This is a genomic window from Flagellimonas aequoris (assembly GCF_003584165.1).
GTDB lineage: Bacteria > Bacteroidota > Bacteroidia > Flavobacteriales > Flavobacteriaceae > Flagellimonas > Flagellimonas aequoris.
In genome coordinates, this window is the sequence record NZ_QXFJ01000015.1 from 260,075 (window position 1) to 273,257 (window position 13,183).

12 protein-coding genes are annotated in these 13,183 nt (G+C 39.4%); 3 read left to right on the forward strand and 9 right to left on the reverse strand.

Annotated elements, in window-relative coordinates; genetic code table 11:
- Positions 1-708 precede the first annotated feature (708 nt).
- On the reverse strand, positions 709-1,368 hold the full coding sequence (locus D2U88_RS06830) for a hypothetical protein (protein ID WP_119639573.1): 660 nt from the start codon (positions 1,366-1,368) through the stop codon (positions 709-711).
- A 131-nt stretch (positions 1,369-1,499) separates the two neighbouring features.
- On the reverse strand, positions 1,500-3,089 hold the full coding sequence (rho, locus tag D2U88_RS06835) for a transcription termination factor Rho (protein ID WP_119639575.1): 1,590 nt from the start codon (positions 3,087-3,089) through the stop codon (positions 1,500-1,502).
- A 192-nt stretch (positions 3,090-3,281) separates the two neighbouring features.
- Here rho and D2U88_RS06840 point away from each other — a divergent pair, with 192 nt between their 5' ends.
- The gene (locus D2U88_RS06840) at positions 3,282-3,692 is read left to right on the forward strand and encodes a DUF4293 domain-containing protein (protein WP_119639577.1); all 411 of its coding nucleotides are present in this window, start codon (positions 3,282-3,284) and stop codon (positions 3,690-3,692) included.
- A gap of 84 nt (positions 3,693-3,776) precedes the next feature.
- Here the strand turns inward: D2U88_RS06840 and D2U88_RS06845 are convergent, their stop codons facing one another.
- Positions 3,777-4,736, reverse strand: a complete 960-nt coding sequence (locus tag D2U88_RS06845; RefSeq protein WP_119639579.1) for an MBL fold metallo-hydrolase — start codon at positions 4,734-4,736, stop codon at positions 3,777-3,779.
- 3 nt (positions 4,737-4,739) lie between these two features.
- Positions 4,740-5,234: a metallophosphoesterase family protein gene (locus tag D2U88_RS06850; RefSeq protein WP_119639581.1), complete on the reverse strand. Its 495-nt coding sequence runs from the start codon at positions 5,232-5,234 to the stop codon at positions 4,740-4,742.
- A gap of 88 nt (positions 5,235-5,322) precedes the next feature.
- Between D2U88_RS06850 and truA the strand changes: the two genes are divergently transcribed.
- Positions 5,323-6,075 (forward strand): tRNA pseudouridine(38-40) synthase TruA, encoded by a 753-nt coding sequence (truA, locus tag D2U88_RS06855; protein WP_119639583.1) that lies wholly within the window; start codon positions 5,323-5,325, stop codon positions 6,073-6,075.
- Complete coding sequence (locus D2U88_RS06860) at positions 6,062-7,834, forward strand: ABC transporter ATP-binding protein (RefSeq protein WP_119639585.1); 1,773 nt, start codon at positions 6,062-6,064, stop codon at positions 7,832-7,834. The genes truA and D2U88_RS06860 overlap by 14 nt, the downstream gene beginning before the upstream one ends.
- A 201-nt stretch (positions 7,835-8,035) precedes the next feature.
- Here D2U88_RS06860 and D2U88_RS06865 read toward each other — a convergent pair whose 3' ends face one another.
- From D2U88_RS06865 to cdaA, 5 genes are all read right to left on the reverse strand, one after another.
- Positions 8,036-9,166 (reverse strand): O-antigen ligase family protein, encoded by a 1,131-nt coding sequence (locus tag D2U88_RS06865; RefSeq protein ID WP_147378545.1) that lies wholly within the window; start codon positions 9,164-9,166, stop codon positions 8,036-8,038.
- Positions 9,167-9,682: 516 nt separating this feature from the next.
- The gene (locus D2U88_RS06875) at positions 9,683-10,417 is read right to left on the reverse strand and encodes a hypothetical protein (protein ID WP_119639591.1); all 735 of its coding nucleotides are present in this window, start codon (positions 10,415-10,417) and stop codon (positions 9,683-9,685) included.
- A gap of 51 nt (positions 10,418-10,468) precedes the next feature.
- Positions 10,469-11,281, reverse strand: a complete 813-nt coding sequence (locus tag D2U88_RS06880) for a hypothetical protein (protein WP_119639593.1) — start codon at positions 11,279-11,281, stop codon at positions 10,469-10,471.
- Between the two features lie 324 nt (positions 11,282-11,605).
- The gene (locus tag D2U88_RS06885; protein WP_119639594.1) at positions 11,606-12,385 is read right to left on the reverse strand and encodes a DUF3667 domain-containing protein; all 780 of its coding nucleotides are present in this window, start codon (positions 12,383-12,385) and stop codon (positions 11,606-11,608) included.
- On the reverse strand, positions 12,385-13,170 hold the full coding sequence (gene cdaA, locus D2U88_RS06890) for a diadenylate cyclase CdaA (RefSeq protein WP_119639596.1): 786 nt from the start codon (positions 13,168-13,170) through the stop codon (positions 12,385-12,387). The genes D2U88_RS06885 and cdaA overlap by 1 nt, the downstream gene beginning before the upstream one ends.
- Between the last annotated feature and the right edge of the window lie 13 nt (positions 13,171-13,183).

Here is a 13,183-nt window from a genome sequence, read left to right on the forward strand (position 1 = left end):
CTGTTTTGGTTATCGAAAAGCCTTTCGCTTCCCTACAAGAAGTCCAATTATTATCAAACTATACATTAGGGCAATGGACGAGACTAAAATAGGTCTTAGGTAGACCAGAGTCCCAATACCAACCTTGAGTTTGTACAAAGTGAGGATTATAGGGAATGGTATGTAAAAGGTTAAAAGTCCAATACTTACCCAAAACAATAAATTTTGTCTTAAGGGATAAATACTTGCTGTTGAATAGGTCTTTATTAAGTAAAATACCAAAATTGAAACCATTAGTAAAGACCCTAAAATATGAGCATATGTCATCTGACTATGTAATGGGTTGGAGTATATAGCATTGCCTACATACAGAATCGCACATAAGATAGATGCATAGGAGAACAATTTCTTGTCTTTATCTTCATTGAAAATCTTACGGTATACATCAAAGAAAAAAAGAAAGAATATTAGTTGATATATATTGTAGATAACCAGATTATCTATTGCATATCTCTCATCCGAAAAAAATTGGAACTCCTCATAGTTCTTAATAAAATATCCCAGAACCTCTGTGAAAAAGGTATACATGATGAGCATAGGAAAATATTTCAATGGGGTATCAAAAAATCGTTTATATCTTAATACTGAAACTATCCAGGTGATTAGATATAGCAATACAAAAAATTGATCCCAAAGAAGCTTAAGAAATTCTCCTATTGTCATAATGGATTAAAAATCTGTGTATGGAGGAGGACTTGAGTTGCCATGGTTTAAATCCAAGCTTTTGTCTCCACTTTGAAATAGAGTAGGGGCAAAACTGGCATAGGATTTTTCTCCCGCATTTGAATTATGACCCATTCCTTTAGTGCCAACAGCATTCTTGATTAGTTTTGCCTGTCCATCAGCGCCAATATAAAATCCGTGTTCTTCACCATCAACCATTATGGCAGGAACAATAAATATGGAATTCTGTCTGGGATGCACAATTTTTTTGCCATCGGGAAAACGTTCATTGTTCGGATAGTTGGCAAAGTAAAACCGGAGCGATGAAATTTCAACATTAGCCCCTTTTGCTTCTTGTTCAATATAGGCCATATATTGTTTGATGTCTTCATAGGTAAAGGAAGTAAACCGAGAGGGAACATACTTTTCATCGGGATACTGTTCCATCTCATACTTCTCGATCATGCCTACTCGGTTTCGAGTATAATTGTCATAAAGGGATTTGGATTCTTCAAGGGAAATAATGCCCTCCGGCGGAGAGATTTTTTCCTCATGTGGTGGTTCGGAATCCTTTGGTTCATCTTTCTTGGGGCCTTGTTGACATGCACCCATAAAAAGCAAGACGGTGCCTAAAAAAGCAATAGCAACTTTTCTGTTGTTTTTCATTGTATAAGTATTTTAAAGTTCAGTTTTGAGGAAACCAATTTAAAGATATGCCTTTTCTTTAAAACGGGTCAATAAAAAACCCCTCAAGAAATTCCGAGGGGTTTTTAAATATTTGATTTTCAGTATTTTGATTACTCGTTCATCGTGAGTAAAAATTCTTCGTTATTTCGGGTCTGCTTGATGCGCTGTTCCATAAACTCCATGGCCTCCACAGGGTTCATATCGGCCAAGTACTTACGCAAGATCCACATACGTTGAATGGTGTTTTCATCCAAAAGAAGGTCATCCCTTCGTGTAGAGGAAGAAATAAGGTCGATGGCAGGGAATATTCTACGGTTGGAGATTCTACGATCCAACTGAAGCTCCATGTTACCCGTACCCTTGAATTCCTCAAAAATCACCTCGTCCATTTTGGAGCCGGTTTCCGTAAGTGCCGTGGCAATAATGGAAAGAGACCCTCCATTTTCAATGTTCCTTGCGGCACCAAAGAAGCGTTTGGGTTTGTGCAACGCATTAGCGTCCACACCACCACTCAATACCTTACCGGATGCTGGCTGTACCGTATTATAGGCACGCGCCAAACGTGTAATGGAATCCAATAGGATTACCACATCATGACCACACTCTACCAATCTTTTGGCCTTGTCCAAAACAATGTTGGCCACCCTTACGTGTTCAGAAGCCTCCTTGTCAAATGTGGAAGCAACCACTTCACCACGCACGTTTCGTTGCATATCGGTAACCTCTTCGGGTCTTTCATCGATCAAAAGAATGATCTGGTAAACCTCTGGGTGGTTGGCCGCAATGGCGTTGGCAATGTCTTTTAGCAACATGGTCTTACCGGTCTTGGGCTGGGAAACGATCATACCCCGTTGTCCTTTACCGATTGGGGAGAACAAATCCATGATTCTTGTGGAAATGGTACTCTGTTTTTCCGCCAATTTGAATTTTTCTTTAGGAAACAAGGGGGTTAAATGCTCAAAGGAAACCCTATCCCTAACTACTTGCGGGTCCATGCCGTTGATCTTGTTCACCTTGATCAGCGGGAAATATTTTTCTCCTTCTTTCGGAGGTCTTATGTTCCCCAAAATGGTATCTCCGGATTTTAGTCCGAACAATCTTATTTGGGATTGTGATACATAAATATCGTCAGGGGACGAAAGATAGTTATAGTCGGAAGATCTTAGGAACCCGTATCCATCCTGCATGATGTCCAGGACACCTTCACTTTCAATAATACTGTCGAACTCAAACTCTGGCTCTTTGTACCTATTTTTCAGGTCTTTGTCAAAATTGCTGTTCTTCTTGTCGTGATGACTGCTCTTTTGGTTGTTCTGATTTTGGTTCGTCCTCCTGTTATTGTTTTGGTTCTTTTGCGGGCCAGCTGGTTTGTTGTCCTTTTTGGGAGGGTGTTCCTTAACCTCCTCTTTTTTATCGGCGGTTTCAGCTACCGGTTTCCTTTCGGGAGAATCTTCGGTGTTGGTTTTCGCAACATTGGGTTTTGGTCGTGCTGTTCTGGCGCGTTTGGGCTTGGACTCTGTCTTTGTATCGGTAGTGGTAACGGTTTCGGCAACAGCCTTTGGGTTGGAAGCCTGTACGTCTAGGATTTGGTACACCAAGTCCAGTTTTTTTAAGGTTTTGAATTTGGGAACATTAAGATCCTTAGCAATTTCTTGCAACTCAGGAAGCTTTTTAGCTTTTAGATCGGAAATCTCGAACATTAAGTAAAGAATAAGTTAAACTTGTGTAATTCTGAATATTGAAGTAAAAAGTTATTTGGATGCTACTGGAGGAAAGTTTTCCTAGGTAGGTGCTTTGCTAATAACGAGACAATAATACGAATAATTTTTGAAGAATAACGCTACAATTATCAAAAAGACGCCTATTTTTGCGTTTTGAAATCGATTTACACAATGATTCAACGAATTCAGACGTTTTTTTTACTGGTTGTGGCCCTTTTAGTGGGCGTGCTGCCATTCTTTCTGAATCTTTGGGTCGAGGTAGGGGGCAAAGAGGTGTATGCCCAAGATGAAGTGATGGTGAGCATCGTTTTTTACGTTTCGGCGGTGTTGGCGGTGGCTTCGATATTGATATACAAGAACAGACAAAATCAATTTGTGGTGAACAGATTGAATATGATATTGAACCTTTTTTTACTAGGATTTTTCGTTTATCGATCGCTAAGTCTATCCGGAGAAACTGTGGTTTCGGAGAAGGGTATTGGGATGCTGATTCCTGTATTTTCTATCGTTTTTCTGGTCCTGGCCAACAGGGCTATCAAAAAGGATGAGGATCTTGTAAAATCTGTTGATCGCTTGCGTTGAACCTAACATCTTAGTAGTATTAGTGCGAAAAAGTCCCGGCCTTGGCCGGGACTTTTGTTTTTTGACCCATAGGGATCATATGGACTAAAGTGCAAATTCTTGGTTGAATGCGGCAATGTTGAAACCTTTGTCCAATGCCATTTTTTGTTGGTCACTGTCCTTGATTAAAAGGGCGTTGGTATGGTTAAAATGAATAAAATGGATTTTTGACCTTTCCTTGTCTGGTAATGATTGGAACAGGTCCATGCTTTCCACTACAAAAGGATGTGGAATTTCACTTATATTCCTAGTATTGATTTCATCCCCGTCAAAAAAAGTGGCATCTAAAAAGGCAAGGTCCACATTTTTGATTTCGGTAACAATATCCCTCTCCCACCTAGACCATTTGTCAATATCTGGAATGAACAGTATTGATTTTTCCGGGCCCTCTATTTTAAAACCTACCGTTTCAGAGTATTCATCCCTATGCGGTACTATAAATGGCGTTACTACTATATTTTTGGTGAGGGTAATCGGTTTTTCGTTCTGTAATGGATGTATTTCAATATTGTTCAAGGCAACCAACTGGTCCCAAGGACCATTGCTCTCCAAAAAGGTTTTCATCTTCGGCATGGCATACACGGGAACCTGTTTGGCTCCCAAGGCCTCTCTCCCTAAATACATTAAACCGGTATAATGCCCAATATGTGCATGGGTCATAAAAATACCGGAGGGTGTTTCATCGGTACGACCGGAAAGTTCTTTTAAAAGTTTCATTTGGGAGGTGATGTCCGGTGTGGCCTCAAAAAGGTAACTCTTGTTGTTCTCATGGTCCACAATACCCAAGGATACCACCTTGCGGTCACTGTCAGGATTATTGAACAAGTCTGCACAACACGATTTTTTACAACCGATGTGCGGACTCCCTCCATCTTGTACGGTCCCCAAAATACGAAGGGTAACGACACTTTGCGCTTCCAGGGGTGCGTTTTGTCCCAGCTCTCCCGAAGGCTTCTCCTTGCAAGAGGTTAAAATCAAAATCAATGCAAATACATATGTTTTCATGCCCTATCTTTTCCCTAATTCTATGACCTCCAGATCGGTTATTTTATCCCCATGGACCACAAAGCGAAGCATGGTGCGTACTTGGTGGAAACCATGTTTGCCACAAGCTCCCGGGTTCATGTGCAACAATCCCAATTTTTTGTCGAACATCACCTTTAAAATATGGGAATGTCCACAAATGAACAGTTTTGGTGGATTGCTTCGGATTTCTTCCCTGACCCTAACATCGTACCGATTGGGATAACCCCCGATGTGGGTGATCCACACATCCACATCCTCACACATAAACCTATTGTTTTCAGGAAATTCCATTTGGATTACATGGTCATCTATGTTGCCATGAACGCCCCGAACAGGTTTTAGGGTCTTCAATGTATCGGTTACCCCAAGACTGCCAATATCCCCGGCATGCCAAACTTCATCGGCCTGTGCAGCGTACTTTAAAATGGTTTCATCCATATGTCCGTGGGTGTCGGAGAGCAACAGAATCTTGGTCATAACGCTAAAAATATGCTAAAAAAATGGGGTCGGAATTATGTTGGAAAGGATTGAATTATCTTTATCGACTTAAAAGTAAGGGATCCCTTTGAGATATTTCATCCAATTTTCCTATTTCGGCAAGGCATATCATGGGTGGCAGAACCAACCCAATGCCATTACCGTGCAAGAGGTTTTGGAGAAAGCCCTGTCCACTCTTTTAAGGGAAAAAATGGAGTTGGTCGGAGCAGGAAGAACCGATACTGGGGTACACGCCAAGCAAATGTTCGCCCATTTTGACCATATTGGGATACAAGATCGGGATGAATTGGTATATCGACTGAACTCTTTTTTGCCGGAAGACATTGCCGTGCAAAAAATATATACCATGATTCCCAGTGCACATGCAAGGTTTGATGCCTTTGAACGTACTTATGAATATTGGGTGGTACGGGAGAAGAACCCATTTTACCTTGATCATGCCCATTTGGTTAAATATCCTTTGGATATGAAGGCCATGAACGAAGCAGCGGCCTTATTGTTGGATCACAAGGATTTTGAATGTTTTTCCAAATCGAATACGGATGTGAAGACCTATGTTTGTGATGTTCGGAAGGCAAGCTGGGAGGAACGTGGTGATCTATGGGTTTTTACCATTACCGCCGATCGTTTTTTAAGGAACATGGTACGGGCCGTGGTCGGGACCTTGTTGGAAGTGGGGCTGGGTAAAATGGCACCCGAAGACATCCATTCCGTTATTGAAAGTAAGGATAGAAGTGAGGCAGGGGTTTCCGTCCCTGCAAAAGGATTATATTTGACAAAGGTTTTATATCCAAAAGAGCTATTTGATGAGCAAAACTGACGATGTAGGTAAAGCGTTCGACTTTAGGTTGTTCAAACGGATTTTCGCACATACCAAGCCCTATCGGGGCATTTTTTGGTTGGTGGCCCTTGTGGCTATTCTGTCCGCTGCATTTGCCATTGGTATCCCGATTTTGGTGAAGAACATTATCAACGATTCGCTGGAAAGTAAGGACGGACAACAATTGCTCACAGCCGTTATGTGGATGCTTATTTTTTTGTTGGGCCAAGTTATCACCCAGTTGTTGTTCAACTACTATGCAAACCTTTTGGGTGAAGCGGTGATCCGGGACATTCGGATACGTTTGTTCGAAAAAATGACCAGCTTTAAAATGACCTATTTTGATAATTCATCCATAGGCGTTTTAGTGACCCGGGCAGTGGCCGATATGCAGCGAATCGGGGAGATTTTCAGCCAAGGATTCTTTATGATCGTGGCCGATGTGCTCAAAATGATTTCGGCGGCCATCATCATGATCGTGATCAACTGGAAATTGGCCTTGATCGTATTTGCCATTTTGCCGGTGATTCTGATTGCGACCCGATTGTTTCAACAGGCGATGAAAGTGGCCTTTATCGAGGTGCGCGCCCAGGTGGCCAACCTCAATTCCTTTGTACAGGAACGCATTGCGGGGATGAAGATCGTGCAATTGTTCAACCGAGAGGAAATCGAAAAGGAAAAATTCAGGGTCATCAATGAAAAACACCAAAATGCTTGGTTGAAAACAGTGTGGTACAACTCCATTTTCTTTCCAGTGGCGGAAATTTCCAACTCCATTGGTATTGGTCTGGTGGTGTATTTTGGGGTGGTCCAGAATATTGAGAATGTAAGCTTGGACAACAAAGGGGCTATTGTGGCCTTCTTTTTCCTGATGGATCTTTTGTTCCGTCCGTTGCGACAGATTGCGGATAAGTTCAATACCCTACAGATGGGCATGGTGGCGGCCAACCGTGTTTTTAAGATTTTGGATACGGACAGCCATATTGCCGATGAAGGTAGTTTGGAGAGAAAAGATGTGAAAGGCGATATTGAATTCAAGGATGTGCGTTTTAGCTATGTAAAAGATGAAGAAGTATTGCACGGAATTTCCTTCCAGGTGAAGGCAGGGGAGACCGTTGCCATTGTTGGTGCTACAGGGGCTGGGAAATCAACCATCATCAACTTGCTCAACCGTTTTTACGAGATCGATTCTGGGCATATTTTGGTGGATGGCATCGATATTAAGGAGTATACCTTGCGTTCGTTGCGGTCCCATATTGCCATCGTGCTTCAGGATGTGTTTCTCTTTGCGGATACCATTGCCCATAACATTTCCCTTCGGGACGAATCCATAACCACGGAACAAATTGAGGACGCCGCCAAACAGATTGGGGTTCATGAGTTCATATCCAGTTTACCAGGCGGATATCAGTATAATGTGAAGGAGCGTGGAACCATGCTTTCCAGCGGACAGCGACAGTTGATCGCCTTCTTGAGGGCATATGTGAGCAACCCCAGTATTTTAATCTTGGATGAGGCCACGTCCTCAGTGGATACCTATTCCGAGCAATTGATCCAACAGGCTACGGACAAGATTACCGAAGGCAGGACTTCCATCATCATTGCGCACCGATTGGCCACTATCAAAAAAGCGGACAAAATCATTGTGATGGATGAAGGCAAGATCATTGAAGTGGGTACACACAAAGAACTCCTTAAAAAAGGCGGGTATTACAACGACCTCTATACAGCTCAATTTATGGCAGAGGAAGTGGCTTAGCTTTTTATGGGCCGAAAATCCTCCAAAGTCAACTCCCCAGTGAGCAACATGATTATTGGGACCAAGCCAGATAGCATAAAGTAAAGAATCCCCACCAAAACGTAGAACGATGTGAGGCGGGTAAATTGACTCACACCTAAGCAAACATTATTTAAATAAATTCCAATCCCAAAACCTGTTTTGTTGGATTTCTTTTCTTTTTTATTTTGTTGTTTTATGTTCTTTTAAAAATTTTCGAACTTCCGATTTAACAGATATAGTATAATCAGTCTTAACTTTAATAGGGGTCTGGTCAATTTCTCTAGCGATGTTGATGCTAGCTTCTTGGTCATGGTAAATTTCTTTATAAATTCTGAACAGCTCATATTTAGGCAAGAATCTCGAAGGAACCATATATTTGGCCAAAAAGAAATGTTCGGAAGACTTATGATGCTCCCCTAATGAGGTAAAATTAAATGCTTTCAATAAAGTCACATCATAATTTACTCTCATGGATTCGTATTTTTCAATTTGTGCAATAGACTTTTTGTACTCCCCATGCTCAAATAGTTTGTAAGCTAAATCGTGGTGGAATTCCGAGATTTGATTCAATTCTTTCTCAAGGGTCAAATATTTCTTTTCATCAAACATTATTGAATTGGTGGCCGCTTTCCAATGAATTTCTGATCTTATATAAATAAACATACTACATGCAGTTGTCACGAATATCAATATCAACAAAATACCCATTCTTCTGGGTACATGAATACGGAACTTCAATCTGCAATTCTCTACATTGCTAAAGCAGAATACAAGAATGACAATAACAAAATAATATTTGAACGTATAAGAAAAAAGAGAGGCCACCAAAATAAAAAAGACAACTATTTTATCAATATTATAAATGAAATAAATGTTTTTGAACCACCTAATTATACTGTAACAGATTATGGAAAATACAATCACACCATAATCAATCAACCACAGAATGTACTCGTTGAATGGATGGTTGACCTGATCTGCCAACAATGAATATTCGCTTCCTGGATTGGCCTGAAAATATTCAGCTTGTTGAATCATGTAATTTTTGGAAAACCCATTTTTTCCTAGTCCAAATATTGGATTCTCTCGGATTAGTCCCATTGAGGTTTTCCAAATAAGGAGTCTTCCGTCAGCTGAATCCTCTTTGAAGTAATAAAGAGCAGTTATTAAAAGAAAAAAAACTGGTATTGTGACAAGAAAAAGCTTCCACCTCTCTATAAATAAATAAACAAATCCTAGTAACAGGGCAGCAAGCAACACACTTCTGGTTTTTAAAATGAAAAGGCAGAATATCATTAAAATAGCTACCAAAAGAACCAGTTTATTTTTTGTTTTGCGATAATATGCATATGTGTATGGAATACAACATAGAATCAGTAAAGCCGAAATATTTGGGTTTTCAAAGGAGCCTGTGACAAGAAAATAACCGGTCTCACTTTTTAAAATACTAAAGAACTGTGCTAAACAAATGAAAACCTGTACAAGTCCGACAAAAAAAAAGCTTGCTGCTTAAAGAATCTATGCTGTTGATTTGACAAGCAAATGAAAAGAAATATCAATCCTACCCCTGTGCCTGCCATAAAAAATCTATTTTGTTGGGGCATTTCAACCAGATATATGGATATTAAAAGAATGGTTATTAGAAAAGGAGTTAATGGTATTTCTAAAATTGCCTTTTTACTCTTACATAGAAAATAAATACATACAAACAAGATAAGGGCTGTAGTAGCAAGAATCCTTGGTGTTTCATCAATAAAAATGAACCTGTCACTTTTGATTGATACGGAGGCCAATAAAATAGAAAAAGCTGCTAAAAAATGACTTGATCTAGTCCTCATAAAAATATTTGCGTGTATTTAAATCGTAGTTAGCACTCTCTGAAAGATACTCCCAAAAAACAAGACTGACCAAAATTCTATCATATTCATTATTGAATATACTCTCTAACTCTTCTTCATTAAAGTTTTTTACGCAATTGATTGATAGATCAAGAGCAGAATACAGTCCTGTACCGTTCAGAAAATCAACGATAAAACTTTTGATTGTTGAATTTGATTTATCATTTAATAATTGTTGTGCAAATGAAAATTTAAAACTCCCTTCCAAAAATGAGTTTTTACTAATGGGGCAAGGCATATTAGATGGAATCCTTATTTCTATAGTGTCACGGACGTCATTTATTATTCCATTTTCCCTGATGTAATTTCGTTCAGAATTGTCTTCATTAATATAGATATGAATAGGATAAATATTATCATATTTCCTAGCCAATGATTTATTGAGCGAGCGGAATTTTTTGTTTTCTACTTGAAGCCTAAAAAAATCTTCCTGCTTATTTATTGAACTAGAGATTATTTTCATTAAGGCAAAAATATTTTCTCCTTTTGTTCCACCGAAATTTTGTTCCAGTGTACTAAAGAAAAAAATGCTGGCACTAGAAAATTCATAGATGTCGAAGTTATTTTTATTTCTTGATGCATCATCACCCTGAATTATTTTTTGGGAAAAACATAAAATAGGCAATACTGCTGTTATTACAAGAATAATCCTTGCTTTTTTCATAAGGATATCAATTGTTATTTTAATTTATTAGGGGAACTTTAAAAAAATCTTTTAATTTCCATTAATTTTATTTCTTACTGCATTTGCTGCCGCAGTACCTTGTGCTCGAATTGACATTAGTGTATTTCCTTGGTTGTTTCTTAAATCAAAATATGTATAATCCCCATAAGTGCGTTCAGCCATACTTACAAAGCTGTTGCTAGGATTGTTTTCTTGAAAATTCGAAACTGAGCTTGATACATGGTAAGTTACATTATAGCCTGCATAAGAAGCTGTGCCCGTACGGTTATAGATTTGAGAATTCCATGAAAAATAATCTGAGAAATTACCGCCCAAACCTGAATCAAATCTACCCATAGCATCCCCTATCCTGTTAGTCATTTCACTTCCAGCAGTCGACCAAATGGTTACACGGTTTCCAAAATAATCCTCTTGATACTCAGAAAAAGTACTCGGCTGCTCCTTAAGTTTTCTTCTTGCATATAGAATTTCCCCTTGCTCTTCCATCAGGACAGCTTCACCTTTCTCAACTTGACTATTGATTGTTTGAAGGTTTTCTTTTATGTAGTCATAGATTGGTTCAGCAACTCCTATTTCCCTTCCTGAGCGGATGTCATGTTTATATAGACCATCTTCTAAATAAACATGTTCCATGAATTTGTCATAAGCTTTGTTGTACAGTTCTCGATTGGATTCTTCCCACATTGTTTCAGGATTCTCGAAATTAGGAATGTCAATAATTTCTGTCTGGAGAGTAGTTGATGAATCACTAATAAACTGCCCATCATCTTGTTTTGAACAAGAGATAATTGTGGCAATAGTAACACTTGTTACTAGCAACAAATGTTTGAATTTCGTTTCCATAAAGATAGGTTTTTGTTAAACAATTTATTTACTGATTTTTAATGTAGGATTTTTCAATCAAAAACACTAACCAAATGTAAGGATGCATTATTTTAGTTTATGGATGGCTATTTTGAGTTGATAGATGACAATTTGAAGTTAGAGAAGGAAAAAGATGCTATAAAATGTAAGTTTTTTAACTTTCCGATTTAGATCCTGCTGCGACAGGAGCCGAAGAGTTTGCTTTACTCAGGATTGCAGGGAAAGGATATACCAAGAGCTCCTAAAAAACGGAGGGTATTATAACGACCTGTACACTGCACAATTTTTGGCCGAAGAGGTGGCTTAACTATTCATGGGCTGCAAGTCATCCAAGGTTAACTGACCTGTAAGGAACATGATTATGGGAATCAAAGCGGATAACATAAAATAAAGGATTCCCAAGAAAAAGTAGAACAATAGAAGTCTGGCAACCAATCCCATGCCTTTTGATAAGGAAATCCTTGTAACTACATATCCGGCATATGCTAACATTGTCAAGGAGCCGATCAAGGAAAATGAAAGATAAAAGTGTGGTGCAAAAGCCAATATCAGAATGGAAGGGATAAAACTGAACAAACTGAAATGGGCCAAGGTGTACATAAATATGGTGGTTCTTTCAGCAAAATTGTACCTTTTCTGATCAAAGCACAGCCAGCCAGCAACGGCCATCAATGGAACGAAAAAGATGAAGAACAAGGCTTGGAAATCCAAAACGAAAGCCATCATTTTTTCTTGATAAACTGTTTGGACCCCTGTGTCAAGAAAGTCAAAATCCATATCGCCAATGGATCTGGTCATCATAAATACAATAAATCCAGAAAAGGTAATGGCAATTCCCAAGTAGCTTATGGGATTCAGATATTTTCTCCTTTGGCCTTGTAGGTAACCCTCTATCACATTTTCAGGTTTGGTGAAGAGGTGTACAAAAGTCTTAATAAAAGTATTGTCCAAATTGAAGTATCGATCTAGGATGTCTACCCAAAGATTTTTAACGGTGATTCGGTTTCGAATTACTTTGCCACCACATGCTGGACAATAGAGGTAATCTGTCCTCAATGTTCCATCACAGTTTTTACATCTCATTACTCCAAATCTTTTTTAATGAGTCTGGCCAGTTCTTCGGTTCCTTTAAAAGGAACAAACTCCCCATTTTTGATAAAAGATATGGCGCCTGTTTCCTCACTGACCACCAAACAAAGGGCATCCGTCTTTTCCGTAATGCCTACGGCGGCACGGTGCCTCAACCCAAACCGAAGCGGAATGTTCCGATCGTTGGAAACCGGTAGAATCACCCTCGTGGCCGTGATGAAATTATCCTGAACCACAATGGCCCCATCATGCAGAGGGCTGTTTTTAAAGAAGATACTCTCTAAAATCGGTTGGGTTACCTGAATGTTCATGGCATCCCCGGTAGATCTTACAAAGTCGAGGGAATTGTTCCGTTCTATCACTATGATGGCTCCAGTCTTAGTGGAACCCATACGTTCACAGGCGGCTATAATGGCATCCACATCGGTAGTGGTGGAAATGGCTTCTTGTCGTAAAAATTTAAAATGTTTGAGAAAACTGCGCTTGGTCGCAAAATTGGTGGAACCAATCATCAACAGGAATTTTCGTATTTCCTGCTGAAATACAATGATCAGGGCGATCAAACCAATGTTCATGAAGCCGCCCACCATGCTGCTGATCATTTTCATCTGGAGCAGTTCGGTGAGTTTCCACAAGGCCCAAACGATTACAATTCCAATAAAAATATTGATGGCTACGGTGCCTTTGACCAGTTTGTAAATGTAATAGAGCAATGCGGCCACAAGGACAATGTCGATGATATCGGTAATCTTGAACTCGAGAAAATTTAGAAAATCCAACCGCGGTGTTTTT